Origin of the sequence: Caballeronia sp. PC1 (assembly GCF_021353155.1) — a bacterium.
GTDB classification, from domain to species: domain Bacteria; phylum Pseudomonadota; class Gammaproteobacteria; order Burkholderiales; family Burkholderiaceae; genus Caballeronia; species Caballeronia cordobensis.
The window spans coordinates 25,972-51,453 of record NZ_JAJUBH010000001.1; the positions used below are offsets into that span (position 1 = coordinate 25,972).

Sequence of the window (25,482 nt, forward strand, 5' to 3'; positions counted from 1 at the left end):
TCACGTTCATGGTTTCGATAAGGCAGAATACGCAATTCGTTCGAATTTTGCATGATCGGGCACGTAAGTTTCCACGCCCGACAGCCGCCTGTAAGCCTTGATTGACGCCGCACAACGGACGTCGCCTTTTTCTGGCTTTTAGTTTGCTTTCAACGCACCGGTTTTTTCGCTCGCCCGACATGAACGCCTCATCCGAAACCGCTCTACCGCTTTCCGCCGAAGACGCCGCCGATCGGGAGCGCCGCTTCGGCGGCATTGCGCGTCTGTATGGCGCGCCCGCGCTCGCCGCGTTCGAGAGGGCGCATGTCGCGGTGATCGGTATTGGCGGCGTGGGCTCGTGGGTCGCCGAAGCGCTCGCGCGCAGCGCCATCGGCAAGCTGACGCTGATCGACCTCGACAATGTCGCGGAGAGCAACACCAACCGGCAGATTCACGCGCTCGACGGCAACTACGGCAAAGCGAAAGTCACCGCGATGGCCGAGCGCATCCGGCTGATCGATCCGGCCTGCGAAGTGCGGCAGATCGAAGACTTCGTCGAGCCCGGCAACTTCGACGCGACGCTCGGCGGCGGCTTCGATTACGTGATCGATGCGATCGACAGCGTGCGCACCAAGACCGCGCTGATCGCGTGGTGCGTGGCGCGCAAGCAGGCGCTCATCACGGTGGGCGGCGCGGGCGGTCAACTGGACCCGACGCGCATTCGCATCGACGATCTGGCGTTTACGATCCAGGACCCGCTGTTGTCGAAAGTGCGCGGCCAGTTGCGCAAGCTGCACGGCTTTCCGCGCGGACCGAAGGCGCGCTTCAAGGTGAGCGCCGTGTATTCGGACGAACCGCTGATCTATCCCGAAGCGGCCGCGTGCGATATCAGCGAGGGCGCGGAACATCTCGAAACGGGCGCGGGCCATACCGGGCCGGTCGGGCTCAATTGCGCGGGGTTCGGGTCGAGCGTGTGCGTGACGGCGAGCTTCGGTTTCGCGGCCGCCGCGCATGTGCTGCGCGAACTGGCGAAACGCGCCGCCTGAAAGCAAAACGGCCAGCTTTCGAAAGCTGGCCGTTTTGATTTGAAAGGCAAAGCGGAATTAGTTCATCGCCGCGCTCAGCCTGCGCCGCCACTTCGAAACGAGATCCGGCTGATTCGCGGCAAGGTCGAACACGGAAAGCATCGTCTTGCGGCCCACGTCGTCCATGAAGGCGCGGTCGCGCACGACGATGGCAAGCAGATGCTCCAGCGCGCCGTCGTAATCGCGTCCCGCGATCAGGCGGTTGGCGAGCGCGAAGCGCGCATCCAGATCGTCCGGATTCGCATTGACGGCGTCGATCAGCGCGTCGGCGGGCGGCAGGTCGGCTGCGGCATCGGCGGCGTCGAGCTCGGTTTTCAGCGCGTTGTAGCGCGCGTCGATGCCCTGCGTCGTCTTCGGCGAGAGCAGCTTGTCCTCTTCCTTCGCTTCGTCGATGCGCCGCTCCGCGATCAGCCATTCGATCAGGTCCAGACGCGCATCGTCCCAGCCGGGATCGAGCGCGAGCGCGGCCTTGATCGTGTCGATGGCCTTCTTGCGGTCGCCCGCCGCCCACGCGGTCTGCGCGGTGCGGCGCTCGACGTCGGCGCCAGCGGGCACGAGCCGGTCGAGAAACTCGCGCAACTGGCCTTCGGGCAGCACGCCGATGAACTGATCGACCGGCCTGCCATCCGCGAACGCGACCACATGCGGAATGCTGCGCACCTGGAAATGCGCGGCGAGCTCCTGGTTTTCATCGACGTTCACCTTCACGAGCTTCCATGCGCCCGCGGCTTCGGCTTCGAGCCGTTCCAGCATCGGACCGAGCGTCTTGCAGGGGCCGCACCAGGGCGCCCAGAAATCGACCAGAACGGGCGCGAGCATCGACGCGTTGATGACGTCGTTCTCGAAGGTGGCGAGGGTCGTATCCATGCGTTTTCTCCTAATCCTTGCGGTCTATCCCATTGACATAGGGACGATCCGTGTAAGTCTCAAGCGCGGGCGCGCATCTTACGCGTCGGGCGCGCGATTCTCTCGGCGCTGCGGCGGCAGCGGGATGAACTCGGTTTCGCCGGGCACGTGGCCCATGCGCTGTTCGCTCCAGGCGAGCTTCGCGGCGTCGATCTTCTCGCGCGAACTCGACACGAAATTCCATTCGATGAAGCGCGGCCCGTCGAGCGGCGCGCCGCCGAGCAGCATCGCGACCGCGCCGCCCGCGCTGTGCAGCTTCGCGTGCCCGCCCGGCGCGAGTACCGCCATCTGCTGTTCGGGCAGCGGCTCGCCGTCGATGGAGAGATCGCCGCTCACGAGATAGACGCCGCGTTCCTCGTGCTCGCTATCGAGCGAGATCGCGCTGCCGGCCGTGAACTGCGCGGCGACGTAGAGCGTCGGCGAGAAGGTGCGCGTGGGGGCTTTCGCGCCGAACGCCGTGCCCGCGATCACGCGCAGCGTCACGCCGTCGCGCTCGATCTGCGGCAAGGCGGCCGCGGCGTGATGCTCGAACGCCGGCTCGATATCCTCGCTTGCGGCCGGCATGGCGACCCACGTCTGAATGCCGTGCATGCTCTGGCCGGATGCGCGCTCCTCGTCGGGCGTGCGTTCCGAATGGACGATGCCGCGGCCCGCAGTCATCCAGTTGACGTCGCCGGGCACGATCTTCTGCACCGAGCCGACGCTGTCGCGATGCATGATCGCGCCGTCGAACAGATAGGTGACGGTCGCGAGCCCGATATGCGGATGCGGACGCACGTCGAGTCCTTTGCCGGGCACGAGCGTTGCGGGACCGATGTGGTCGAAAAAGATGAAGGGTCCGACGGTGCGCGCCGCGAGTGCGGGCAACACCCGCCGCACCATGAGGCCGCCGACGTCGTGTTGGTGAGGCTTGAGCAGTGCGCGGATCGTCGAGGGCATGGCGGGTTCCGAAGGAAAGATCGGGCGCCGGAATGGCGCGCGGGATTCCGTCGATTCTACCGGCCGATGCCGCGCGGCGCAGACCCGTCACCGAGGCCTTCGTTTTTTACGTCGCCGCGCTTTTCGGCATGCGTGCAGCGCCGCGCAACCTTTGCAACCCTGATGGGAGATTGAAGACATGAGCAAGAACAAGCTGTTGATCGCCATTACCGCGGGCCTTTTCACCGCCACCGCAGCGACGGGCGCGTTCGCGCAGACCTCGTCGGGCAATTCGTCGGCGGGCGGCGACACCTCCGCCACGACGCAGGGCGACATGTCCGGCTCGGCCACGACCAAGCACAAGAAGCCGCGCAAGCACAGCGCGCATCCGTCCGCGGGCAAGAAGACGCCCGATGCGAGCACGGGCAACAACGCGGCGGGGGAAGGCGGGCAGAGCAAGTAAGCACGGCTTTCGCATGGGGAGGCGCTCACGCCGTTCGAGCGGCGTGAGCGCCTTTTTGCGTTCGCGCGCGGAAGTTCAGCATTCGACAAGCCTGCCGCGCCGCCCTCCGTTACACTTTCCGACTCGTCAACGACGTGCATGAAACGAGGGGAAGGGCGATGTCGCCAAAGGATTTGCTGATCGCAAGCGTGGTCATTCTGGCGTGGGGCGTGAATTTCGTCGTCATCAAGCTGGGCCTGCACGGCGTGCCGCCGATGCTGCTCGGCGCATTGCGCTTCGCGCTCGCCGCCGTGCCGGTGTTCTTCGTCAAGCGCCCGCAGATTCCGCTACGCTGGCTGTTCGCCTACAGCCTCACCATTTCCCTCGGCCAGTTCGCGCTGCTGTTTTACGGCATGTACGTGGGCATGCCGGCGGGGCTCGCATCGCTCGTGCTGCAAGCGCAGGCGTTCTTCACGCTCGTGTTCGCGGCAATGTTCCTCGGCGAGCGCATCCGCGCGGTGAACGTGGCCGGGCTTTTGATCGCGGCGGCGGGGCTCGCGCTCATCGGCATGCGCGGCGGGCAGGCGATGACCGTCACCGGCTTTCTCTTCACGCTCGCGGCGGCGTCGATGTGGGCGCTCGGCAATGTCGTGACCAAGCGCATGGGCAAGGTCGATCTGCTTTCGCTCGTCGTGTGGGGCAGCCTCATTCCGCCGCTGCCGTTTCTCGCGCTCTCGCTCATTTTCGAAGGTCCGGCGCGCATCGAAGCGAGTCTCGCGCACATTCCGCTCGTGTCGGTGCTGGCGATTCTCTATCTCGCGTTCGTCGCGACGATCGTCGGCTATAGCTTGTGGGGAAAGCTGCTCGCGCGCTATCCGGCGGGCAGCGTCGCGCCGTTTTCGCTGCTCGTCCCGGTGATCGGGCTCGCCTCGGCGGCGGTGTTTCTCGGCGAGGCCTTGAGCGCCGCGCAGGTGGCGGGCGCGGCGCTCGTGATGGCGGGACTCGTGGTGAACGTCTTCGGCGCGCGCCTCGTGCAGCGCATCCTGCCGGCGACGCGCTGAGCGCGCCGTTCCCGAGTCTTACGTCATGCGGCTCTTCGCGAGCGGCGGGTTCGCCGCGAAGTAGCGCTTGATGCCCTTCATGATCGCGTTGGCCATCTTGTCGCGATAGGCGTCGTCGTTCAGGCGGGCTTCCTCGTCCGGGTTGCTGATGAACGCGGTTTCCACGAGGATCGAGGGAATGTCCGGCGCCTTCAGCACGGCAAAGCCCGCCTGTTCGACCGAGCCCTTGTGCAGCTTGTTGATGCCGCCGATCTCGTTCAGCACGAAGCTGCCGTAGCGCATCGAATCGCGGATCTGCGCGGTCGTGGACATATCGAAGAGCGCGCGGTTCACGCTCGCATCCTGCGACTTCACGTTGATGCCGCCGACCTGATCCGACGCATTCTCCTTGGCCGCCATCCAGCGTGCCGCCGCGCTCGACGCGCCATGTTCCGACAGCGCGAACACGGACGAGCCGCGCGCATCGGGCGACGTGAAGGCATCCGCGTGAATCGACACGAACAGGTCCGCCGACACGCGCTGCGCCTTCTGCACGCGCACGTTGAGCGGCACGAAGAAGTCGGCGTCGCGGGTCATCATCGCGCGCATGTTCGGCTGGGCGTCGATCTTCGCGCGCAGTTTCTTCGCGATGTCGAGCGCGATGTGCTTCTCGTAGGTGCCCTGGCCGCCGATCGCGCCGGGATCTTCGCCGCCGTGTCCCGGATCGATCGCGACCGTCAGGAGGCGCGTCGTGCCGGCCTGCTTCGGCGCGGAGAAGGTGTACTGGTCGTCGTCGTCCTTCCTGGCGATGACGGGCGGCGGCGTCGGCGCGCGCTGCGGTTTCAACGCGGGCTTCGGCGCGGTCTCGGCAGGCGCATCGCCTTGCGCGTACTTCTGGAAAAACTCGTCGGTGGAATCGGGCGTGCCGGGCTTTTGCGCCGTCGCCGGCCCGGAGAGCGTGGCGGGCGGCGGCACCGCCGGATTGGGGTTCGCGCGGTCGAGCGCTTCCTGCTTGCGCTCGGTCTGCGCGAGCAGGTCCATGAGCGGATCGGGCGCGACGGCCGGATACAGGTCGAACACGAGCCGGTACTTGTAGCTGCCGATCGGCCCCAGGGTGAACACCTGCGGCTTCACCGAGCCTTTCAGGTCGAACACCATGCGCACGACATGCGGCTGATACTGCCCGATGCGCACCGATTGAATTTGCGGATCGTTCGGCGCGATCTTCGAGACGAGGTCGCGCAGCGCCTGATCGAGATCGATGCCGGAAAGATCGACGACGAGCCGGTCCGGTCCCTGCAACAACTGGTTGGCGTTCTGCAGCGGCTGATCCGATTCGATCGTCACGCGCGTGTAATCGCGCGCGGGCCACACGCGCACGCCGAGCACGCTGCTCGCATGCGCGAGCTTCGGTCCGGCGAGCGCAAGCACGAGCGTCGAAGCGCCCGCGCGCAACACCTGGCGGCGGCGCCAGCTATGCGGCGCAAGGGCAGCGGCTTCGATCGACGCAAACGGCTTGATCAACATCTTTCGAGACATGACTTTCCTGTTTCGCTAAACGCCCGCGCAATCAGCACGCGGCCTTCTTCGTTCGACATTCCTTCGTCTGGTAGAGACAGCGCAAATACGAGGTCCGGCACGCCGAGCAGCCCGCCCGCCTGCTGCGGCCACTCGACGAGGCACAGCGCGCCCGCATCGAAATATTCGCGGAAGCCGGCATCGGCCCATTCGGCCGGATCGGCGAAGCGATAGAGATCGAAGTGATAAACGTCGAGCGGACCGCTTTCGATGACGAGCGAATACGGCTCGACGAGCGTGTAAGTGGGGCTTTTCACGCGGCCGGCATGACCGAGCGCGCGCAGCGTGGCGCGCACGAGCGTGGTCTTGCCCGCGCCCAGGTCCCCGATCAACTGGACTTGCAAGCCATGAAAACGTTCAGATGAAGCAGTCGAACTGTGCTTGCGCGTGGCGTCGATGGCGCGCGCAAAGCGTTCGCCGAAAGCGAGCGTCGCGGCTTCGTCGCGCAGTTCGAAGCGTCGTTCGAGCAGCGCGGCGGATAAGTCTTGCGTCGTTCGTGAAGGGCTTTCGGGCATTGCTCGTAAAATGTCGTGATGAACCGATTGCCGGAACATTCCGTTGAAGTCACGACCGCGTCCAGCGACGCCGCCGCTGAGTCCGCCTCAGAGCCTCGCGTATTCGATCTCGATGAACACGCGCTGGCGGCGCTCGCGCAACGCATCAAGGAGTGGGGGCGCGAGTTGGGATTCGGTGCGGTCGGCATCAGCGATATCGACCTGTCGGATGCCGAGGAGGGCCTCGCTAGCTGGCTCGAAGCAGGCTATCACGGCGAAATGGATTATATGGCCAAACATGGGATGAAACGCGCAAGACCGGCCGAGCTTGTGGCCGGAACGCGACGCGTCATCACCGCGCGCATGGCCTATCTGCCTGCCGAAACGCTCGCGAAAACAGGCGATGAAAGTGTCGCGACAGCCGATGGTCAGAAGAACGACTGGCGCGCGATCGAATGGACGCGCTTGTCGAAGCCATCAAATGCGGTGGTCTCGATCTACGCGCGCGGCCGCGATTATCACAAGGTCATGCGCAATCGTCTGCAGCAACTGGCCGAGCGCATCGAGCGCGAGATCGGACCGTTCGGGCATCGTGCATTCACCGATTCCGCGCCGGTGCTGGAAGTCGCGCTCGCACAGAAGGCGGGCAACGGCTGGCGCGGCAAGCACACGCTGCTGCTCGATCGCGACGCCGGTTCGCTCTTCTTCCTGGGCGAGATTTACGTCGATGTGCCGCTGCCCGCCGATCCGCATCCCGAGCAAGACGGCGCGCATTGCGGTCAGTGCGCGCGCTGCATCGGCGCGTGCCCGACGGGCGCGATCGTCGGGCCGTATCGTGTCGATGCGCGGCGCTGCATCTCGTATCTGACGATCGAACTGCACGGCAGCATCCCCGAAGCGATGCGGCCGCTGATCGGCAATCGTGTGTACGGCTGCGACGACTGCCAGCTCATCTGTCCGTGGAACAAATTCGCGCAGGCCGCGCCCGTCGCGGATTTCGACGTGCGGCACGGGCTCGATCGCGCGACGCTCGTCGAGCTCTCCGCATGGAGCGCCGCCGACTTCGACACGCGCATGCAGGGCAGCGCGATCCGGCGCATCGGGCACGAGCGCTGGCTGCGCAATATTGCGGTGGCGATGGGCAATGCGTTGCGCGCCACATCGCTCGATGCGGACGAACGCAGGGCGATCACCGACGCATTGGAAGCCCGCGCGGACGATCCGTCCGCGCTGGTGCGCGAGCATGTGCATTGGGCGCTTGCGCAAGGGAGCCAGTGATGAATCCGTTCGATGCCGTCATCGATGCGCCCTTCGGCAAAGTCGGCATTCGCGCCGACGACGTTTCGGTGCGCGAGATCGTCTATCTTCCGGGCGATATCGAGAGCATTGCGCCGCGCAAGCCGCTCGCGTTCGAAGCCGTCGCGCAGATCCGCGCCTATTTCGCTGCGCCGTCGATGCGTTTCGACCTGCCGATCGCGATCCGCGGCACCGCGTTTCAGCAGCGCGTATGGCGCGGTATCGCCGGCATCGAGGCGGGGCAGGTGTGGACCTACGGCCAGCTCGCGCGCGAAATCGGCAGCGTGCCGCGCGCGGTCGGGCAGGCATGCGGGTCCAATCCGCTGCCGATCGTGATACCGTGCCACCGGGTAGTCGCGTCGGGCGGCATCGGCGGTTTCGCGCATCATCCCGGCGAAGGGTTTTATCGCAACGTGAAGCGCTGGCTGCTGGCGCATGAAGGTGTATCGATCGCATGACGAGCGCAACGACCGAAGACAACCAAACGCCGGCATTCGCCGCGAGCCATGACGCGATCGATCAGTTTTGCGACGCGCTCTGGCTCGAACACGGGCTCGCCAAGAACTCGCTCGAAGCGTACCGGCGCGACCTGAAGCTCTTCGCGGAATGGCTCGGCAAGACGCGCGGCGCATCGCTCGACACAGCGACGGAAGTCGATCTGACGGCGTACGCGGCGTTGCGAAGCGGCGACAAGGCGACCTCCGCGAACCGGCGGCTGTCCGTTTTTCGCCGCTATTACGCGTGGGGGTTACGCGAGCATCGCGTCGCCACCGACCCGACGCTCAAGCTGCGTTCCGCCAAGCAGGCGCCGCGCTTTCCCTCGACGCTCAACGAAGCGCAAGTGGAAGCGCTGCTCGGCGCGCCGGACATCGACACGCCGCTCGGACTGCGCGACCGCACGATGCTCGAACTGATGTACGCGAGCGGCCTGCGCGTGACCGAGCTCGTCACGCTGAAGACAGTCGAGCTCGGCCTCAACGAAGGCGTCGTCCGTGTGATGGGCAAGGGCTCGAAAGAGCGCCTGATTCCGTTCGGCGAGACGGCGCACGACTGGCTCGACCGCTATTTGCGCGAATCGCGTCCGGCGCTGCTCGGCGCGCGCGCCGCCGATGCGCTCTTCGTCACTTCGCGCGGCGAAGGCATGACGCGCCAGCAGTTCTGGAACATCATCAAGCGCCACGCGTTTAACGGCGGCGTGCATGCGCCGCTGTCGCCGCACACGCTGCGTCACGCGTTCGCCACGCATCTGCTCAATCACGGCGCGGACCTGCGCGTCGTGCAATTGCTGCTCGGCCACTCCGACATCTCGACGACGCAGATCTATACCCACGTGGCGCGCGAGCGCCTGCACAAGCTGCATCGCGAGCATCATCCGCGCGGATAGCTTTCTTACGCGAACGATCGTGCCACATCGGCGCGCGTTCGCCCACTCGGCCGAATGGCCGATGGTGAGCCGGGGAACGCGCCGCTACAATGCGTCCATGTCGAAAAGCAAACACGTGTCCGAAACGCCCGCGACGCAGTTCCTGCGCCGTCACAAGGTCGCATTCGGCGAACATCCTTACGAATATGTCGAGCATGGCGGCACGGAGGAATCCGCGCGGCAACTCGGCGTGGAAGAGCATCGTGTTGTCAAGACGCTGGTGATGGAAGACGAGCACGCGAAGCCGCTCATCGTGCTGATGCATGGCGATCGCACCGTGTCCACCAAGAATCTCGCGCGGCAGACGGGCGCAAAGCGCATCGAGCCCTGCAAGCCGGAAGTCGCGAACCGGCACTCGGGCTTTCTTGTCGGCGGAACGTCGCCGTTCGGCACGAAGAAGGCCATGCCCGTGTACGTCGAATCGAGCATTCTCGATCTCGATGTGATCTATCTGAACGGCGGGCGGCGCGGGTATCTCGTCAGCCTGAAGCCATCCGTGCTCACCGAACTGCTCGGTGCTACGCCCGTGCAGTGCGCGAGCGTCGATTAGAATGCCTTCCGCTCTCGCCACAACCTACAGACACCATGATTTTTCTGATCGTCGCCGTCGCGTCCTATCTGATCGGCTCGATTTCATTCGCCGTCGTCGTGAGTCATGCGATGGGCCTCGCCGATCCCCGCTCGTACGGCTCGGGCAACCCCGGCGCGACCAACGTGCTGCGCACCGGCAACAAGAAGGCCGCGATTCTCACGCTCATCGGCGATGCATTCAAAGGCTGGTTGCCCGTGTGGATCGTCGCGCATTTCGGCGCGAACTTCGGGCTGGACGCCGCGGGCATCAATACGGCGACGGCGCTCGCGGCCATTGCCGTGTTCCTCGGGCATCTGTACCCCGTGTTTTTCAAGTTCCAGGGCGGCAAGGGCGTCGCGACGGCGGCGGGCGTGCTGCTCGCGATTCATCCGGTGCTCGGGGTCGCGACGCTGCTCACCTGGCTCATCATCGCGTTCTTTTTCCGCTATTCGTCGCTGGCGGCGCTCGTCGCGGCCGTGTTCGCACCGTTCTTTCAGGTCTTCCTCTTCGGGCCGAGCCGCGTCTCGCTCGCCGTGCTGGCCATGAGCGCGCTGCTCATCTGGCGGCATCGGGCGAACATCTCGAAGCTGCTCGCGGGCAAGGAAAGCCGCATCGGCGAGAAGAAAAAGGCGGTCGAATAAAAAAGAGCCGTTCCGACGCGGGTCGGAACGGCTCTTTCGAAGCGGAAAGGCTCAGTCGCGGAAGTTGTTGAAGTCGAGCGGCGTATCCGTGACTTCCTTCTTCAGGAGCGCGATGGCGCTTTGCAGATCGTCGCGCTTCGTGCCTTGCACGCGCACCGCGTCGCCCTGAATGCTCGCCTGCACCTTGATCTTGCTGTCCTTCACGATCTTGACGATCTTCTTCGCCAGATCGCCCGACACGCCTTTCTTGACCGTGACAACCTGCTTGAGCTTGTCGCCGCCGATCTTCTCCTGCTTGCCGTAGTCGAGAAAACGCACGTCGACGCTGCGCTTGGCGAGTTTGTTCAGCAGGACGTCTTTCACCTGACCGAGCTTGAAATCGTCGTCGGCGTAGAGCGTGAGTTCGCGCTCCTTCTGCTCGACGCGTGAGTCCGAACCCTTGAAGTCGAAGCGCGTCGAGATTTCCTTGTTCGATTGCTCGATGGCGTTCTTCACTTCGATCATGTTTGCTTCGCTGACGACGTCAAACGATGGCATTGCCGTTTCTCCTTCATTGAGGCGAGCGCGCTGAAAGGGCGCGTCTCGCGCAATCGCTATAATCACGAACCTGACGTCATTCTACCGACGCGCTTCCTTCATGTCGCTTCAGCTTCTCACCGATTTCCCGCTTCTCCCGCACAACACGTTCGGCTTCGACGTGCGCGCGCGTCACGCCATGCGTATCGATTCCGTCGATGCGGCCGTCGCGCTCGCACGCGATGAACGTATCGCCGGCATGCCGCAACTCGTGCTGGGCGGCGGCAGCAATGTCGTGCTGACGCGCGATTTCGACGGCGTCGCACTGATCGTCGGCATCGCGGGCAAGCGCGTGATCGCCGAAGACGCCGACGCGTGGCTCATCGAAGCCGGCGCGGGCGAAAACTGGCACGCCTTCGTCGCCTGGACGCTCGCACAGGGCATGCCGGGCCTCGAAAACCTGGCGCTGATTCCCGGCACGGTCGGCGCGGCGCCCATTCAGAACATCGGCGCTTACGGGCTCGAAATGGGCGAGTGCTTCGAGCGCCTGAGCGCCGTCGAGCTTGCGACGGGCGAACGCGTGGACTTCGATCGCGCCGCATGCGCGTTCGGTTATCGCGACAGCTTCTTCAAGCGGGCAGGGCGCGGGCGCTTCATGATCACTTCGGTGGTGTTCCGCTTGCCGAAAGCGTGGACGCCGCGCGCCGATTACGCCGATGTCGCGCGCGCGCTCGAAGGCGCTTCGACACGCGACGCGCAAGCCATTTTCGACGCGGTCGTCGCGGTGCGGCGCGCCAAGCTGCCCGACTGGACCGTGCTCGGCAACGCGGGCAGTTTCTTCAAGAATCCGGTCGTGAGCGCGCAGGCCTTCGCAGCGCTCAAGGCGCGCGAGCCGGGCGTCGTCTCGTACGCGCAGGCGGACGGGCAGACGAAGCTCGCGGCGGGCTGGCTGATCGATCAATGCGGCTGGAAAGGGCGCGGCATCGGCGGCGCGGCGGTGCACGACCGGCAGGCGCTCGTGCTCGTGAATCGCGGCGGCGCGACGGGCGCGCAAGTCCTCGAACTGGCCGAAGCCATCCAGCGCGACGTGCTCGCGCGTTTCGATGTGGAACTGGAGATGGAGCCGGTTCGCGTCTAAAGAAAAAACCCGCCGCGGCGGGTTTTTTCGTCAAGCGTCATGCGGGAAGGAATCAGTCCCCGCGCTGACGGCGCGCATTCTCGGCAATCCGCATGCGCAGCGCGTTCAACTTGATGAAGCCGCCGGCGTCGGCCTGGTTGTAGGCGCCGCCGTCATCGTCGAAGGTTGCGATGGTCTTGTCGAAGAGCGTTTCCTTCGAATCGCGCGCGACGACCGACACGCTGCCCTTGTAGAGCTTTACGCGCACCCAGCCGTTGACCTTTTCCTGCGTGTGATCGATCAGCACCTGAATCGCGCGGCGCTCCGGGCTCCACCAGTAGCCGTTGTAGATCAGCGATGCGTAGCGCGCCATCAGATCGTCCTTCAGGTGTGCCACTTCGCGGTCGAGCGTGATCGACTCGATGCCGCGGTGCGCCTTCAGCATGATCGTGCCGCCCGGCGTTTCATAGCAGCCGCGCGACTTCATGCCGACGTAACGGTTTTCGACCAGATCCAGACGGCCGATGCCGTGCTTGCCGCCGAGGCGGTTCAACTCGGTGAGCATGTCGGCCGGCGACAGGCGCTTGCCGTTCAGCGCGACCGGGTCGCCGTGCTCGTATTCGATGTCCAGATATTCCGGCTGATCCGGCGCCTCTTCCGGCGACACCGTCCAGCGCCACATGTCGGCTTCGGCCTCGGCCTTCGGGTCTTCCAGATGGCGGCCTTCGAACGAGATATGCAGCAGGTTCGCGTCCATGGAATAGGGCGCGCCGCCTTGCTTGTGCTTCATTTCGATCGGAATGCCGGCCTTCTCCGCATACGCGAGCAGCTTTTCGCGCGAGAGCAGGTCCCATTCACGCCACGGCGCGATCACCTTGATGCCCGGCTCCAGCGCGTAGTAGCCGAGCTCGAAGCGCACCTGATCGTTGCCCTTGCCGGTCGCGCCGTGCGACACGGCCTGCGCGCCGGTCGCGCGCGCGATCTCGATCTGGCGCTTGGCGATCAGCGGACGCGCGATCGAAGTGCCGAGCAGATACTCGCCTTCGTAGATGGTGTTCGCGCGGAACATCGGGAACACGAAATCGCGGACGAATTCTTCGCGCAGATCGTCGATGAAGATGTTTTCAGGCTTGATGCCGAGCTGGATCGCCTTCTTGCGTGCAGGCTCCAGTTCCTCGCCCTGGCCGATATCGGCCGTGAAGGTGACGACTTCGGCGTCGTAGTTGTCCTGCAACCATTTCAGGATGACGGAGGTGTCGAGACCGCCCGAATAGGCGAGCACGACTTTCTTGATATCGCTCATGGTGAACTCGTGTGCGGAAAAGCCGGTGCGGCGGTTGTGCGCCGCTTCGCGTCCGCCGCGCGCGACGGGCATGAAGTGCGCGGAAAAAACACTATTTTGACATTAAAAAGCCGCGCTTCCGTAAATTTGGGATGCGCGGCCATATCCGGTGCGCCGGCTTAGTGATTCAGCTTGCCGAGCAGGAGATATTCCATCAGCGCCTTCTGCACGTGCAGGCGGTTCTCCGCCTCGTCCCAGACGACGCTCTGCGGACCGTCGATGACATCCGCGCTCACTTCCTCGCCGCGGTGCGCGGGCAGGCAGTGCATGAAGAGTGCGTCCGCGTTGGCGCGCGCCATCATCTCGGCGTCGACGCAATAATCGGCGAACGCCTTCATGCGCGCTTCGTTCTCGGCCTCATAGCCCATGCTGGTCCAGACGTCCGTGGTGACGAGATCCGCGCCGGCGCAGGCGTCGTTCGGATCGTCGAATTCCTCGAAGAACGGCTTGCTGTCCTCGGAGACCAGCGCGGGATCGAGTTTGTATCCCAGCGGCGTGGAGAGGCGCAGCTTGAACCCGAGAATCTGCGCGGCCTCGATCCACGTATAAAGCATGTTGTTCGCGTCGCCGACCCATGCGACCGTCTTGCCGTGAATCGGCCCGCGATGCTCGTAGAACGTGAAGATATCGGCCAGCACCTGACACGGGTGATACTCGTTGGTCAGCCCGTTGATGACCGGCACGCGCGAGCTTTCCGCAAAGCGCCGGATGATGTCCTGACCGAACGTGCGGATCATGATGATGTCGACCATGCGCGAAATGACCTGCGCCGAATCCTCGATCGGCTCGCCGCGGCCGAGCTGCGTGTCGCGCGTGTTCATGAACACCGCGTGGCCGCCGAGCTGGAAGATGCCCGCCTCGAACGAGAGACGCGTGCGCGTCGAGCTCTTCTCGAAGATCATCGCGAGCGTGCGGTCGTGCAGCGGATGATACGTTTCGTAGTTCTTGAACTTGCGCTTCAGGATGCGCGCGCGTTCGAGCACATACTCGTAGTCGTCGAGCGAAAAATCCTTGAACTGAAGATAGTGGCGAATTTTCTTGGCGGTCATGAAACGCAAGCGGCGGCTTCGAACCGGCCGCTTCGCTCATCTGCGCGGGCCGGACGGCGCCGCCGTCGGGAGTGGGTATCACTTTTGAGCATAAAGGATTTTGTGATGTTTGACGAGGCTGATGGAGCGGGCCGCCGCCGCCTTCGCGGCGTGTCTCGCGTCAGGGCGATGTCTGTGTGCGCTGCGGAATAGAGGCCGCTGCTGTATAATTACGCTCGCTCGTTTCAACAGTTCTGCAACACTCAGCACCGTTTCACGCGCATCAGCGGCGAAGGATTCGCAAGAATCCGGTCGGCGTGACGGTGTGCGTTTCCGATTCCGCGGTGGTTTGCCCAGTGCTGTCGAGTCCGCCATTCCTGTCGCGGGCGCGTACGGTTCTCACAGAACCGGCTCGCGCGGACCGCCGGGCGCCATCGCCGCGCCGGCTCTTTTGGTTTCCCGCGTCAGGCATGTGCGTTCCGGTGCGCGCCACCGGCCGTCAAAAGGTATTGCTACATGGCTGAATCATCCCCTACCGAATACTTCATACAAGGCATCACCAAGAGCGGGAGGAAGTTTCGGCCGAGCGACTGGTCCGAGCGTCTCGCGGGCGTGATGTCCGGCTTCGGGCCCAAAGCTAAAGGTCCGAACGCGCGCCTGCAATATTCCATCTACGTTCGCCCGACGATGATCGGCGACATCAAGGTCGTGATCGTCGATTCACGCCTGCGCGACATCGAGCCGATGGCCTTCGACTTCGTGCTCAACTTCGCGAAGGACAACGATCTCGTCGTGACCGAGGCGTGCGAGCTGCCCCCGCACCACGGCACGCAGACGCAGCAGAACACCTGAAGCGCAGACAAGCGCAGACGCAAAAAAGCCCGCCGAAGCGGGCTTTTTCGTTACTGCGCAGCGGAAACAGGAAGCTGCTTCGGCGAACGCCGGCCCGAAGACCGAGGCGCGCGCCGGAAGCGAGCCGGAATTACTGGGCAGCGGGGGCTTGCAGGCCCTTGATGGCTGCAGCCAGGCGGCTCTTGTGACGAGCGGCCTTGTTCTTGTGGACGATCTTCTTGTCCGCGATGATGTCCATCGTCTTGACCGACGACTGGAACACTTCGGCGGCCTTGGCCTGATCGCCGGCTTCGATAGCCTTGCGAACTGCCTTGATGGCCGTGCGGAACTTCGAGCGCAGCGCCGAGTTGTGCGAGTTGGCTTTGGCGGCCTGACGGGCGCGCTTGCGAGCTTGTGCGGAATTTGCCATGACGGTTTCCTTTTTCCTGTTTCAGCTGTTTCTGCTGTTACCTTGGCGGAGCGCGCGGCCGGCGAGGGCCTTGAAGAGCCTGAGAGACGGGCTGTTCGAGCGTGCTGCCTTCGATCTGAAATCCCGGGAACGATTGCCCGAGAACCTTAAAACACCGCCGGCCAGGGCCGGAAAAGACGAGAGGCCACGCAAAGCGGAGCTTCGAAACCCGCGATTATAGCAAGGGAATATGAGACGTGACAAGCGCGGCGTGGGAGCGTCCCGGGCGGCGCCGCATTGTTGCGATCGGTCAATCGTGCGCTGTTGGCCGCCAGCAATAAGTCTAGTCTGGTGGGCGCGTCGCGGGCGTTCCGTATAATAAGCGCCCCATGAATCTATTCCGAGCCCTCCTGACGGTCAGCGGCTTCACGCTGCTGTCGCGCGTGACCGGCCTGATCCGCGAAACGCTGATCGCCCGAGCTTTCGGCGCCAGTCTCTATACCGACGCGTTTTATGTCGCGTTCCGCATTCCGAACCTGCTGCGGCGGCTGTCCGCGGAAGGCGCGTTCGCGCAGGCGTTCGTGCCGATCCTCGCCGAGTTCAAGAATAGCAAGGGCCACGATCCGACCAAGGCGCTCGTCGACGCCATGTCGACCGTGCTGACGTGGGCCCTCATTGCGCTGTCGATCGTCGGCATGGCGGGCGCGGCCTGGGTCGTGTTCGCGGTCGCGTCGGGCCTCGAACACGAAGGCACCGCTTACGCGCTCGCGGTCGACATGACGCGCATCATGTTCCCGTACATCATCTTCATCTCGATGACGACGCTCGCGTCCGGCGTGCTCAACACCTACAAGCAGTTCTCGCTGCCCGCGTTCGCGCCGGTGCTGCTCAACGTGTCGTTCATCTTCGCGGCGGTGTTCGTGGCGCCTCATCTGAAGATGCCGGTGTACGCGCTCGCCTACGCGGTGATCGTGGGCGGCATCCTGCAGTTGCTCGTGCAGATTCCGGGGCTGAAGAAGATCGACATGGTGCCGCGCATCGGCCTGAGCTTTCCGCGCGCGCTCGCGCATCCGGGCGTGAAGCGCGTGCTGCTGAAAATGGTGCCCGCGACTTTCGCGGTGTCGGTCGGGCAACTGAGCCTCATCATCAACACGAATATCGCGTCGAATATCGGGGCGGGCGCGGTGTCGTGGATCAACTATGCCGACCGGCTGATGGAGTTCCCCACCGCGCTCTTAGGCGCCGCGCTCGGCACGATTCTCCTGCCGAGCCTCTCGAAGGCGCACGTCGATGCCGACAACGTCGAATATTCCGCGCTGCTGGACTGGGGCCTGCGCATCACCTTCCTGCTGGCCGCGCCGAGCGCGATCGCGCTGTTCTTCTTCGCCGAGCCGCTCACCGCCACGCTTTTTCACTACGGCAAGTTCGACAACCATTCCGTCGTGATGGTCGGCCGCGCGCTGTCCGCCTATGGCATCGGGCTGATCGGCCTCATCCTCATCAAGATTCTCGCGCCCGGGTTCTATGCGAAGCAGGACATCAAGACGCCGGTGAAGATCGCCGTCTTCGTCCTCGTGATGACGCAGGTGAGCAACTACGTCTTCGTGCCGATCTTTTCTCACGCGGGCCTGACGCTTTCCATCGGCCTCGGCGCGCTCGCCAATGCCGGTCTGTTGTTCCTGGGCCTGCGCCGTCGCAAAATCTATCGCCCGTCGCCGGGCTGGCTGCGCTTTTTCGCGCAACTCGTCGGCGCGTGCCTGATTCTTGCGGGCACGATGCATTGGGTGGCGATCAACTTCGACTGGATCGGCATGCGCGCGACGCCGTTCATGCGCATCGCGCTGCTCGGGGCGAGTCTTGTCGTGTTTGCCGCGCTATATTTCGGTATTCTGTCCGCAATGGGCTTCAAGTACGCCTATTTCAAGAGACGCACGCTTTGATGACGACGACGCGTATCCTCGACTACTTCTCTTCGCTGATGGCGGACGACGACACGCTTCCGCTCACGGAAGCGGCCTTGTCGCTCGCACAGGACGCGTATCCCGACCTCGACATGCAGACGGTGCTCGCCGAGATCGACGAGCTCGTGGTGCGTGCGCGCCGCCGCATGCCCGACGACGCGGACGTGAAGCAGAAAGTCGATGCGCTCAATCGTTACTTCTTCCGCGAACTGGGTTTCTCCAGCAATCTCAACGATTACTACGATCCCGACAACAGCCATCTGAATGTGGTGCTGCGGCGCCGTCGCGGCATTCCGATATCGCTTGCCGTGGTCTATCTGGAAATGGCCGAGCAGCTCGGCGTGCCGGCGCGCGGCGTGTCGTTTCCGGGGCATTTCCTGCTGCGCGTCGCGACGCCCGGGCAGGATCTGATGCTCGATCCCACGACCGGTCAGACGCTTTCCGAAGCGCAGATGGTCGAAATGCTGGAGCCGTATGTGCAGCGCGCGGGCGAATCGATCGGCAGTGCGCTGCGCGTGTTGCTGCAGCCCGCGACGCGCCGCGAAATCATCGCGCGCATGCTGCGCAACCTGAAGGGCATCTACTTGCAGACGGAACGCTGGCAGCGCCTGCTCGCGGTTCAGCAGCGGCTCGTGATCGCGTTGCCGCACAGCATCGAGGAAGTGCGCGATCGCGGCTTCGCGTATGCGCGGCTCGATTACTTGCGCCCGGCGCTGGAGGATTTGCAGCGCTACATCGAGATTCGGCCCGACGCCGAAGACGCGACGGTCGTCGAAACCGAACTGCACGAGTTGCGGCAGCGTACGCAGCACGGCGACTGAACGCCGCCGCGCGCACTCACTTCGGCTGCATGCGGATCGCGCCGTCGAGGCGGATCACTTCGCCGTTGAGCATCGGGTTGTCGAAGATCTGCTTCACGAGCATCGCATATTCGTCGGGCTTGCCCAGACGCGGCGGGAACGGCACCATCGCGCCGAGCGCGTCCTGTACCTCTTTGGGCATGCCGAGCAGCATCGGCGTTTCGAAGAGGCCCGGAGCGATGGTCATCACGCGGATGCCGCTCTTGCTCAGATCGCGCGCAATCGGCAGCGTCATGCCCGCGACGCCGCTCTTCGACGCCGCATAAGCTGCCTGTCCCATCTGGCCGTCGTAGGCGGCGACCGACGCCGTGTTCACGATCACGCCGCGCTCGCCCGCATCGTTCGCCTCGTTCTTCGACATCGCGTTCGCCGCGAGCCGGATCATGTTGAACGTGCCGATGAGATTCACGGCGATCACTTTCGAGAAGAGATCGAGCGCGTGCGGACCGTCGCGCCCGACCGTCTTCGCCGCCGGCGCGATGCCTGCGCAGTTCACGAGGCCGCGCAGCGTGCCGAGCTTCAGCGCGGCGTCGATGGCGCGCTGGCCGTCGCTTTCCTGGCTGACGTCGCATTTGACGAACGCGCCCGACAGTTCCTGTGCGAGCGCTTCGCCCGCTGCGTCGTTCATGTCGGCGAGCACGACCTTGCCGCCGTTCGCCGCGACGAGCCGCGCCGTCGCCGCGCCCAGACCGGATGCGCCGCCGGTGATCAGAAAGACGTTGTCCTGCATCTCCATGTTTCTTCTCCTTGATGTGATTCGCGCGCGAGGGCAGGGATGAGCGCCGCTCGCGCCGATAGTCGTCCTTGTGGGAAACGCGTCGATTGTAGCGAAGCCGCCTGCTGCAAAATCGCACGACGATCATGCGCGCTTACACGGATGCATGGGCACAAAAAAACCCGCTCACGAAGAGCGGGTTTTCATCGAACGCGAACGAACGCGAGCAGCTTTACTTCAGCGCGTCGAACACGCGCGCGCGGATTTCATCGACGGTGCCGAGACCCGAGATCTTGCGATACTCCGGCGCCTTGAGACCGTTCGATGCGCCGTTCTGCGCCCAGTCGTTGTAGTAGGCAATCAGCGGCTTGGTCTGCGCGACATACACGTCGAGACGCTTCTTCACCGTCTCTTCCTTGTCGTCGTCGCGCTGGATCAGCGGCTCGCCGGTGGCGTCGTCGGTCATCTCGACTTTCGGCGGATTGAACTTGACGTGGTACGTGCGGCCCGAAGCCGCATGCACGCGACGCCCGCTCATGCGCGTGATGATTTCGTCGAAAGGCACGTCGATTTCGAGCACGTAGTCGATCGCGACGCCCGCGTCTTTCATCGCCTCGGCTTGCGGCAGCGTGCGCGGAAAGCCGTCGAAGAGATAGCCGTTCTTGCAATCGTCGAGAAGCAGGCGTTCCTTCACGAGATTGATGATGAGCGAATCCGGCACGAGCTCGCCCGCGTCCATGTAGCGCTTCGCCTCGACGCCGAGCGGCGAGCCTGCCTTGACGGCCGCGCGCAGCATGTCGCCGGTCGAAATCTGCGGAATGCCGAATTTCTCCTTGATGAAGTTTGCCTGGGTGCCCTTGCCCGCACCGGGTGCGCCCAACAGGATCAAACGCATGGTGATCTCTCCGAATCGTCTATAAACCGCTTCAAGCCGCGAGGCTGATTTGACATCCGGTAAGCCAGGCTCGTGCGGCGTCGACGACTGGGCGCGCAGCCGAAAGGAGACGGCGGGCACCTGCGGACAGCGGCGCAACGTTGAGCGTGGCGCTGACCGGAAGGCTCGCGCAATCGCTTGATTATGCCACGGCTCTTTACGATCGCGACCGTAATAACGCGCATAGAAACCGCCGGAATCCCCGTCGAATGGGGCGTCTGGCGGGGTTTACACGGGTTGTGCCGCGGCTTTCAGTCGGCTTGAGGGAAGAGCGCCTGGACGCGCGCGAGATCGGCGGGCGTATCGACGCCCGGTGGCGGCGCATCCTGCGTCACGCGCACCGCGATGCGCTCGCCGTGCCACAGCGCGCGCAGTTGCTCCAGCGCTTCGGCGGCCTCGATAGGCGCTTGCGCGAGATTCGGGAAGCCGCGCAGGAACTTCGCGCGATACGCGTAGAGGCCGATATGCCGCAAGACGTTTTCCGGCACCACGGGCAGTTGCCCGAGTGCCGCGACGTCCGGCCAGTGCGGCTGCCAGAGATCGCGCGTCCAGGGAATCGGCGCGCGCGAAAAGTAGAGCGCGACGCTCTTTGCATCGAGCACGACCTTCACGACGTTCGGGTTGAACACGTCCGCCGGATCGTGGATCGGATGCGCGGCCGTGGCGATCGCGCATTCGCGATGCGCCGCGAGGTGCGACGCGACGTCGCGCACCAGTTGCGGATCGATGAGCGGCTCGTCGCCCTGCACGTTGACGACGATGGCGTCGTCGTCCCAGTTGAGGCGCGTTGCGACTTCGGCGAGGCGGTCCGTGCCGGTGGGATGATCGGAGCGCGTCAGCATCACTTCGATGCCGTGATCGCGTGCGGCCTCGACCACGCGGTCGGAGTCGGTCGCAACCAGCACGTGCGATGCGCCGGATTCACGCGCGCGCTCGGCGACGCGCACGACCATCGGCTTGCCGCCGATATCGGCGAGCGGCTTGTTCGGCAAGCGCGTGGAAGCGAGGCGCGCGGGAATGACCGCGATGAACGGAACGGACATGGCGTGTCTACGGCTCAGGCGTCGCCGGCTGGTTTGAGCGGCTCGACGGGCGTGCCTTCGACGGTCTGGCGCGCTTCGTCGACGAGCATCACGGGGATGCCGTCGCGAATCGGATAAGCCAGTTTGTCGGCGCTGCAGACGAGTTCCTGCGCCGCGCGATCGTAAGTAAGCGGGCCTTTGCAGATCGGGCAAACGAGGATTTCAAGCAGACGTGCGTCCACGGAGTTTCTCCACAACAAGAGCGATGAGGCGCGGCCGCAGCACGGCTTGCACCGGAACGACCCAGATGCGTGCGTCGCGCCAGGCACCCAATTTTACTGCATCCTTTTCGGTGATCAGGATCGCATCGGCTTCGACGCCGGCGAACGGATTCTCGCGATACGCATAGTGATCGGGGAACGCGCGGGTCGCGGGCGCGATGCCCGCCGCGCGCAGCGTCGCGAAGAAACGCTCCGGCGAGCCGATGCCCGCCGCGGCGACCACTTTCTCGCCCGCAAATTCGCCAAGCGGGCGGCGCGCCGAAGGGTCGTCGAGCAGCCACGCGTCGCCGGTTTCGAGTTCGAGCGCGAAGGTGTTTGGCCACGGCGGCAGCGTGCGCTCGTACGGACTGTTGACGAGCGTGGCGTCGCGGCGGCGCGACATCGGCTCGCGCAGCGGACCCGCGGGCAGCAGAAAGCCGTTGCCGCCGAGGCGATCGTCGAACACGACGAGCTCGAACGCGCGCGCGAGGCGATAGTGCTGCAGGCCGTCGTCGGAGACGAGGACATCGACATTTGGATGCGCCTCGCGCAACGCCTTTGCCGCGGCGACGCGATCCGGGCAGACGAACACCGGCGCGTGCGTGCGGCGCGCGATCAAAAGGGGCTCGTCGCCGACCTGCGCGGCGCTGCTCGTCGGCGTGACGCTCGTCGGCTTCGCGACCTTCGCGCCGTAGCCGCGCGAGACGACGCCCGGCTGGAACCCGGCGGCGCGCAGCGCTTCGACGAGCGCGATGACAGTCGGCGTCTTGCCGGTCCCGCCGACGGTCACGTTGCCCACGACGACCACCGGCACGCCGACATCGACGCGCTTGATCCAGCCGAGGTCGAAGAAGGCGCGGCGCGTCGCGGCGACGGCGCCGAAAATGCAGGCGAACGGCGTCAGCGCCCACGCGACCGGGCCGCGCTTGCGCCATTCGCGGGCGAGGAAATTCTCGATCGGCGACTTGAGATCAGACATGGATCGCCCTTGCGCGGGACGCTGTCGGGAAGGAAGTCGGACGTGGCGTGACGTGCAACGGCAGCTCCTCGTGATGTCGGTTGGCGTTGAACGGATTCGCGGCGATACGCGGCTGACGGAATGCGCGGGCCGCTGCTCGAACCCGGCACTCTAGCGCGCGAGCGCCGTGTGCGCCAGTCGGCGGCGCGTGCGGCGAACGCGGACGGCGCGATTCGAACGCCTGTGAACGCCTGTGGATAACTCTGTGAAGAACTCGCGGTCGCGGGGCGGCGTAGTCCCGTCAGGAAAGAGTTGCTCCGGGGCTTACACTGTTAAAGGATATTTCGTTATTAAAAATCAATGAGTTGGAACGGAGTCTCGGGCCTCCCGCGACGCTACTGCGCATGCGGCGGTAAGTCTTTCTGTGTGGACACTTGCTACACTTGCGTACCGCGTCGAGCGGCGTTTGTCCATCGGACAGGCGGCCGCAGCGCCAGGTTTTTTCCGTTCCCGCCATGACTCCCGACTCTCTGCCATCCCAAAACGGCGATGCCGTGATCCCCGTTTCCGCGCTCAATCGGGCGATCAGCTCGATGCTCGAACGCTCGTTTCCGCTCGTCTGGGTGTCGGGCGAGGTGTCGAATTTCACGCGGGCGGCGAGCGGCCACTGGTACTTTTCGATCAAGGATGCGGGCGCGCAGATGCGCTGCGTGATGTTCCGCGGCCGCGCACAGTATGCGGAATTCATGCCGCGCGAAGGCGACAAGATCGAGGTGCGCGCGCTCGTCACGATGTACGAGCCGCGCGGCGAGTTGCAGCTGAACGTGGAAGCGGTGCGCCGCACGGGGCAGGGCAGGCTCTTTGAAGCGTTCCTGCGCCTGAAGGCGCAACTCGAGAGCGAAGGGCTGTTCGCGCCCGAGCGCAAGCGCGCGTTGCCGGCGCATCCGCGCGGCATCGGCATCGTGACGTCGTTGCAGGCGGCGGCGCTGCGCGATGTGCTCACGACGCTCGCGCGCCGCGCGCCGCACGTGCCCGTCGTCGTGTATCCGGCGCCGGTGCAGGGCGCGGGCGTCGGCGAGAAGCTCGCGGCGATGGTCGAAGCGGCGAACGCGCGCCGCGAGGTCGATGCGCTCGACGTGCTCATCGTGTGCCGGGGCGGCGGCTCCATCGAAGACTTGTGGGCGTTCAACGAGGAAGTGCTCGCGCGGGCCATCGCGGCGAGCGGACTGCCGGTCGTGAGCGGCGTCGGACACGAGACGGATTTCACGATTGCCGATTTCGCCGCCGACGTGCGCGCGCCGACGCCGACCGCCGCCGCCGAACTCGTGAGCCCGCAGCGCGTGCTGCTGCTGCGCGAGCTGGATCATCGTCATGCGACGCTCGCGCGCGGTTTCGGCCGGATGATGGAGCGTCGCGCCCAGCAGCTCGACTGGCTCGCGCGCAGGCTTGTAAGCCCCGCCGAGCGGCTTGCGCGGCAGCGGACGCATCTGCGTCAACTGGCGGGCCGTCTGGTCGCGGCGGGTGCGCGGCCAGTGCGCGATGCGCGCGCGCGCTTCGCGCTGGTGCAGTTCCGCTGGCAGCGCAGGCGCCCGGACGTCGCGGCGGAGCGCGAGCACCTGTTGCGGCTTGCCCAGCGCATCGGAAGCGCGCACGAGCGTCGTGCGGAACGCGAGAAGGCGTGCGTTTCGGAACTGGCGGCGCGCTTGCAGGTGCTGAGCCCGCAGCGCACGCTCGAACGCGGTTATGCGGCCCTGATCGACGCGCAGACGGGCCGCGCATTGCGTGCGCCGGCGGCGCTCAAGCCGAAGCGGCCGCTGACCGTCCACCTTGCGGAAGGATCGGCCGACGTGCTGCTCGCCGACGTGCAGCCGCGCCTGTCAGACGAATTCTGAGCGTTCGATGCAGCGTACATTTGACGCGTGCGAAGTTGCGCGCGGGAGCACTTTTTACGCCGCCCAAAGCGAATAGAAAGCGTTCTTCCTCATAAAGGGCACACGGTTTGCCGGGTTATCCCAACTCGCCTACAATCCATGCTCCACTGCATCATTCCTCACCGTCCCCCACAAACCACATAGAAAGGAAGCTCGCATCATGGAACATACGCTCCCGCCGCTGCCGTTCGACAAGAACGCGCTCGCTCCGCACATGTCGGAAGAAACGCTCGAGTATCACTATGGCAAGCATCACCAGACCTATGTGACCAACCTCAACAAGCTGATCCCGGGCACCGAATTCGAGAACCTGTCTCTCGAAGAGATCGTGAAGAAGTCCTCGGGCGGCGTGTTCAACAACTCCGCGCAGGTCTGGAACCACACGTTCTTCTGGAACAGCCTGTCGCCGAAGGGCGGCGGTGCACCGACCGGCGCGCTGGCTGACGCCATCAACGCCAAGTACGGCTCCTTCGACAAGTTCAAGGAAGAGTTCGCGAAGGTCGCGACCGGCACGTTCGGTTCGGGCTGGACGTGGCTCGTGAAGAAGACCGACGGCACGGTGGATATCGTGTCGACGAGCAATGCCGCAACGCCGCTCACCACCGACGCGAAGGCCCTGTTGACCATCGACGTGTGGGAGCATGCGTATTACATCGACTATCGCAATGCGCGTCCGAAGTTCATCGAGGCTTACTGGAACATCGCCAACTGGGACTTCGCCGCGAAGAATTTCGGCGCGTAATAGCGCTCGATGCGAGGGTTTTGACGACCTTCGTGTGAAGTAGCGAAAGCCGCATCGGCCTTGGCCGATGCGGCTTTTTTCTTGGAGAGGCTTGGAGAAAGTCGCGTGTGTGAAGCGGGGTTGCGTCGATAGAATGTGAGCGGTTTCACGAATCCAATGCTCGATGTCGACCCAGGAAATCGCTTTTGCCGAGATTGTTGTCGAACCGATCGAATCGTTCGGACAACTATTGTTTAGGAATGAAGTATGGGATCTGAGCCATCTCGATTCTTTCGCGTTCCAATGCGAACTCGATCCGGACTTGCTGATTACCGTCGTCGTCTTGTTCTCTTGTCACTGCTTCACGCATAGCTTTACAAGGGACGCTCGGGCTCGTATTCAGATTCCGGTAAATGAAATATATGATGACGGGCGAGAGCAGCGTGTCTTGTGCCATGAGCTCTACCAGACTACGCCGTCTTTTTCGAGGTATTGAAAGACAGG

27 protein-coding genes are annotated in these 25,482 nt (G+C 64.5%); 14 read left to right on the top strand and 13 right to left on the bottom strand.

Going from position 1 to position 25,482, the window contains the following annotated elements; all coding sequences use genetic code 11:
* Positions 1-179 precede the first annotated feature (179 nt).
* Positions 180-1,025: a ThiF family adenylyltransferase gene (locus LY284_RS00170; protein ID WP_045451001.1), complete on the top strand. Its 846-nt coding sequence runs from the start codon at positions 180-182 to the stop codon at positions 1,023-1,025.
* A gap of 57 nt (positions 1,026-1,082) precedes the next feature.
* On the opposite strand, the gene trxA is transcribed toward LY284_RS00170, so the two are convergent.
* Positions 1,083-1,931, bottom strand: coding sequence for a thioredoxin (trxA, locus tag LY284_RS00175; protein WP_045451000.1), 849 nt, complete (start codon positions 1,929-1,931; stop codon positions 1,083-1,085).
* A 78-nt stretch (positions 1,932-2,009) separates the two neighbouring features.
* On the bottom strand, positions 2,010-2,909 hold the full coding sequence (locus tag LY284_RS00180; protein ID WP_045450999.1) for a pirin family protein: 900 nt from the start codon (positions 2,907-2,909) through the stop codon (positions 2,010-2,012).
* Positions 2,910-3,087: 178 nt separating this feature from the next.
* Here LY284_RS00180 and LY284_RS00185 point away from each other — a divergent pair, with 178 nt between their 5' ends.
* Together LY284_RS00185 and LY284_RS00190 are read left to right on the top strand one after the other, a co-directional pair.
* The gene (locus LY284_RS00185; protein ID WP_045450998.1) at positions 3,088-3,351 is read left to right on the top strand and encodes a hypothetical protein; all 264 of its coding nucleotides are present in this window, start codon (positions 3,088-3,090) and stop codon (positions 3,349-3,351) included.
* 158 nt (positions 3,352-3,509) lie between these two features.
* Complete coding sequence (locus tag LY284_RS00190; RefSeq protein WP_045450997.1) at positions 3,510-4,391, top strand: EamA family transporter; 882 nt, start codon at positions 3,510-3,512, stop codon at positions 4,389-4,391.
* An 18-nt stretch (positions 4,392-4,409) separates the two neighbouring features.
* Here LY284_RS00190 and LY284_RS00195 read toward each other — a convergent pair whose 3' ends face one another.
* Both LY284_RS00195 and tsaE read right to left on the bottom strand, forming a co-directional pair.
* Positions 4,410-5,909 carry an N-acetylmuramoyl-L-alanine amidase gene (locus LY284_RS00195; protein ID WP_045450996.1) on the bottom strand — a complete coding sequence of 500 codons (1,500 nt, stop codon included), beginning with the start codon at positions 5,907-5,909 and terminating at the stop codon, positions 4,410-4,412.
* Positions 5,891-6,463, bottom strand: a complete 573-nt coding sequence (gene tsaE, locus LY284_RS00200; RefSeq protein ID WP_233383834.1) for a tRNA (adenosine(37)-N6)-threonylcarbamoyltransferase complex ATPase subunit type 1 TsaE — start codon at positions 6,461-6,463, stop codon at positions 5,891-5,893. Before tsaE ends, LY284_RS00195 begins: the two co-directional genes overlap by 19 nt.
* An 18-nt stretch (positions 6,464-6,481) precedes the next feature.
* Here tsaE and queG point away from each other — a divergent pair, with 18 nt between their 5' ends.
* The 5 genes from queG to plsY all read left to right on the top strand — a co-directional run bounded on the left by queG (position 6,482) and on the right by plsY (position 10,373).
* The gene (gene queG / locus LY284_RS00205; RefSeq protein ID WP_233383836.1) at positions 6,482-7,720 is read left to right on the top strand and encodes a tRNA epoxyqueuosine(34) reductase QueG; all 1,239 of its coding nucleotides are present in this window, start codon (positions 6,482-6,484) and stop codon (positions 7,718-7,720) included.
* Entirely contained in the window at positions 7,720-8,196 is a 477-nt protein-coding gene (locus LY284_RS00210; protein ID WP_233383839.1) for a methylated-DNA--[protein]-cysteine S-methyltransferase, read from the top strand. The genes queG and LY284_RS00210 overlap by 1 nt, the downstream gene beginning before the upstream one ends.
* Positions 8,193-9,122: a site-specific tyrosine recombinase XerD gene (gene xerD, locus LY284_RS00215; protein WP_045450993.1), complete on the top strand. Its 930-nt coding sequence runs from the start codon at positions 8,193-8,195 to the stop codon at positions 9,120-9,122. The genes LY284_RS00210 and xerD overlap by 4 nt, the downstream gene beginning before the upstream one ends.
* A 97-nt stretch (positions 9,123-9,219) precedes the next feature.
* Positions 9,220-9,711, top strand: a complete 492-nt coding sequence (ybaK, locus tag LY284_RS00220) for a Cys-tRNA(Pro) deacylase (RefSeq protein ID WP_045452173.1) — start codon at positions 9,220-9,222, stop codon at positions 9,709-9,711.
* Between the two features lie 35 nt (positions 9,712-9,746).
* The gene (gene plsY / locus LY284_RS00225; protein WP_014192190.1) at positions 9,747-10,373 is read left to right on the top strand and encodes a glycerol-3-phosphate 1-O-acyltransferase PlsY; all 627 of its coding nucleotides are present in this window, start codon (positions 9,747-9,749) and stop codon (positions 10,371-10,373) included.
* A 51-nt stretch (positions 10,374-10,424) separates the two neighbouring features.
* Here the strand turns inward: plsY and LY284_RS00230 are convergent, their stop codons facing one another.
* Entirely contained in the window at positions 10,425-10,910 is a 486-nt protein-coding gene (locus tag LY284_RS00230) for a YajQ family cyclic di-GMP-binding protein (RefSeq protein WP_014192189.1), read from the bottom strand.
* A 100-nt stretch (positions 10,911-11,010) separates the two neighbouring features.
* Between LY284_RS00230 and murB the strand changes: the two genes are divergently transcribed.
* Positions 11,011-12,027: a UDP-N-acetylmuramate dehydrogenase gene (gene murB / locus LY284_RS00235; RefSeq protein ID WP_233383841.1), complete on the top strand. Its 1,017-nt coding sequence runs from the start codon at positions 11,011-11,013 to the stop codon at positions 12,025-12,027.
* Between the two features lie 52 nt (positions 12,028-12,079).
* On the opposite strand, the gene LY284_RS00240 is transcribed toward murB, so the two are convergent.
* Positions 12,080-13,309, bottom strand: a complete 1,230-nt coding sequence (locus LY284_RS00240) for an argininosuccinate synthase (protein WP_053568743.1) — start codon at positions 13,307-13,309, stop codon at positions 12,080-12,082.
* A gap of 158 nt (positions 13,310-13,467) precedes the next feature.
* The gene (gene argF / locus LY284_RS00245) at positions 13,468-14,397 is read right to left on the bottom strand and encodes an ornithine carbamoyltransferase (protein WP_045450990.1); all 930 of its coding nucleotides are present in this window, start codon (positions 14,395-14,397) and stop codon (positions 13,468-13,470) included.
* A gap of 495 nt (positions 14,398-14,892) precedes the next feature.
* Here argF and LY284_RS00250 point away from each other — a divergent pair, with 495 nt between their 5' ends.
* The gene (locus LY284_RS00250; RefSeq protein WP_014192185.1) at positions 14,893-15,228 is read left to right on the top strand and encodes a DUF3579 domain-containing protein; all 336 of its coding nucleotides are present in this window, start codon (positions 14,893-14,895) and stop codon (positions 15,226-15,228) included.
* Positions 15,229-15,358: 130 nt separating this feature from the next.
* Here the strand turns inward: LY284_RS00250 and rpsT are convergent, their stop codons facing one another.
* Positions 15,359-15,637 (bottom strand): 30S ribosomal protein S20, encoded by a 279-nt coding sequence (gene rpsT / locus LY284_RS00255; RefSeq protein ID WP_014192181.1) that lies wholly within the window; start codon positions 15,635-15,637, stop codon positions 15,359-15,361.
* A gap of 368 nt (positions 15,638-16,005) precedes the next feature.
* Between rpsT and murJ the strand changes: the two genes are divergently transcribed.
* Together murJ and LY284_RS00265 are read left to right on the top strand one after the other, a co-directional pair.
* Complete coding sequence (gene murJ / locus LY284_RS00260) at positions 16,006-17,556, top strand: murein biosynthesis integral membrane protein MurJ (RefSeq protein WP_233383849.1); 1,551 nt, start codon at positions 16,006-16,008, stop codon at positions 17,554-17,556.
* Complete coding sequence (locus LY284_RS00265; protein WP_045450987.1) at positions 17,556-18,398, top strand: SirB1 family protein; 843 nt, start codon at positions 17,556-17,558, stop codon at positions 18,396-18,398. Before murJ ends, LY284_RS00265 begins: the two co-directional genes overlap by 1 nt.
* Before the next feature lie 16 nt (positions 18,399-18,414).
* On the opposite strand, the gene LY284_RS00270 is transcribed toward LY284_RS00265, so the two are convergent.
* The 5 genes from LY284_RS00270 to lpxK all read right to left on the bottom strand — a co-directional run bounded on the left by LY284_RS00270 (position 18,415) and on the right by lpxK (position 22,347).
* Complete coding sequence (locus LY284_RS00270; RefSeq protein WP_077157471.1) at positions 18,415-19,173, bottom strand: 3-hydroxyacyl-CoA dehydrogenase; 759 nt, start codon at positions 19,171-19,173, stop codon at positions 18,415-18,417.
* 211 nt (positions 19,174-19,384) lie between these two features.
* Entirely contained in the window at positions 19,385-20,047 is a 663-nt protein-coding gene (adk, locus tag LY284_RS00275) for an adenylate kinase (protein WP_014192177.1), read from the bottom strand.
* A 290-nt stretch (positions 20,048-20,337) separates the two neighbouring features.
* Positions 20,338-21,129 (bottom strand): 3-deoxy-manno-octulosonate cytidylyltransferase, encoded by a 792-nt coding sequence (kdsB, locus tag LY284_RS00280; RefSeq protein ID WP_233383857.1) that lies wholly within the window; start codon positions 21,127-21,129, stop codon positions 20,338-20,340.
* Positions 21,130-21,143: 14 nt separating this feature from the next.
* Positions 21,144-21,350, bottom strand: a complete 207-nt coding sequence (locus LY284_RS00285) for a Trm112 family protein (protein WP_014192175.1) — start codon at positions 21,348-21,350, stop codon at positions 21,144-21,146.
* Entirely contained in the window at positions 21,331-22,347 is a 1,017-nt protein-coding gene (lpxK, locus tag LY284_RS00290; RefSeq protein WP_233383859.1) for a tetraacyldisaccharide 4'-kinase, read from the bottom strand. Before lpxK ends, LY284_RS00285 begins: the two co-directional genes overlap by 20 nt.
* 494 nt (positions 22,348-22,841) lie before the next feature.
* Between lpxK and xseA the strand changes: the two genes are divergently transcribed.
* Positions 22,842-24,218 carry an exodeoxyribonuclease VII large subunit gene (gene xseA, locus LY284_RS00295; protein WP_233383861.1) on the top strand — a complete coding sequence of 459 codons (1,377 nt, stop codon included), beginning with the start codon at positions 22,842-22,844 and terminating at the stop codon, positions 24,216-24,218.
* A 199-nt stretch (positions 24,219-24,417) separates the two neighbouring features.
* Complete coding sequence (gene sodB / locus LY284_RS00300) at positions 24,418-24,999, top strand: superoxide dismutase [Fe] (protein WP_014192172.1); 582 nt, start codon at positions 24,418-24,420, stop codon at positions 24,997-24,999.
* The last annotated feature ends 483 nt before the right edge of the window (positions 25,000-25,482 follow it).